The sequence below is a fragment of the Agromyces binzhouensis genome, from assembly GCF_004135055.1.
In the GTDB taxonomy this organism is placed as follows: domain Bacteria; phylum Actinomycetota; class Actinomycetes; order Actinomycetales; family Microbacteriaceae; genus Agromyces; species Agromyces binzhouensis.
Window position 1 is genome coordinate 1 of the sequence record NZ_SDPL01000638.1, and the last position, 1,172, is coordinate 1,172.

At 75.3% G+C, this 1,172-nt stretch carries 1 protein-coding gene; it reads left to right on the top strand.

Going from position 1 to position 1,172, the window contains the following annotated elements; all coding sequences use genetic code 11:
* Nucleotides 1-83: 83 nt before the first annotated feature.
* Complete coding sequence (gene xdhC, locus ESO86_RS17295; RefSeq protein ID WP_129235995.1) at nucleotides 84-917, top strand: xanthine dehydrogenase accessory protein XdhC; 834 nt, start codon at nucleotides 84-86, stop codon at nucleotides 915-917.
* Nucleotides 918-1,172 lie beyond the last annotated feature (255 nt).

The window sequence follows — 1,172 nt, forward strand, 5'->3', positions numbered from 1 at the left end:
GGTCGACGCGGGCGCGACGGATGCCGCGTCCCGGGCCGCGCGCTCCGGGCGCGTCACCGCCGAGCGCTGACGGACGGCCGCAGATGGACTGGGTCGACGCCGTGCAGCGCCATCGGGCGTCACGGACGCCTGCCGTGCTCGTGACGCTCGCGATGGTGCGCGGTCACGCGCCGCGCAACGGCGGGGCGAAGATGGTGGTCGCCCCCGACGAGGTCACCGGGACCGTCGGCGGCGGCAACCTCGAGCAGACGGCGCTGGCCCGCGCGCGCGAGCTGCTCGCGGCGGGCACGGCGGAGCCCGAGCTGCTCACCCTGACGCTGAGCGACCGGGCCGCCGTCGACTACGGCGTGCAGTGCTGCGGAGGAGAGGTCACGATGCTGCTCGAACCCCTGCCGGTCGTCCCGGTCGTCGCCGTCTTCGGCCTCGGGCACGTCGGGCTCGAGCTGGCGCGGATCCTCGCGCGGCATCCGCTGGAACTCGACCTCGTGGACTCGCGCGAGGCCATGCTCTCGCCCGACCGCCTGGGGGACCTCGGCGCCTCGGGCCCGTTCGCCGACGCAGTCGCCACGATCCGCGTGCACCACCTGCCGGTGCCGGAGGCGGCGCTGGCCGACCTGCCGACGGGCGCGCACGTGCTGGTCATGACGCACGATCACGCGGAGGACCTCGCGATCTGCGATGCTGCGCTCCGCACGCCCGGCATCGACTCGATCGGGCTCATCGGCTCGCGCTCGAAGTGGGCGCGCTTCCGCGCCAGGCTCGCGTCGGCGGGCCACGACGACGACGCGCTCGCCCGTGTCGAGACGCCGATCGGCATCGACGGCATCCGCTCGAAGGAGCCCGCCGCGATCGCCGTGAGCGTCGCCGCCGAGCTGCTGCAGCGCATCGAGCAGGCCGCCGCGGAGCGAGCGCGCTGAGGCCCTCGCCCTCGCCCTCGCCGTCGCCTTCGCCTTCGCCTTCGCCTTCGCCTTCGCCTTCGCCTTCGCCTTCGCCTTCGGGAGGAACTTCTCGATCCTCGTCGGCGTGTCGCCGTGCGACACGCCGACGGCCGCCGGGAAGTTCCTCCCGACCGCCGGGACGCACGACCGCGCTCCGTGACCCGCCGGTTCCCGACGCGGGCGCACGAGCCCGCGCGCTAGGCGCGCGGCACCGCCGGTGGCGTGACGTGCGAC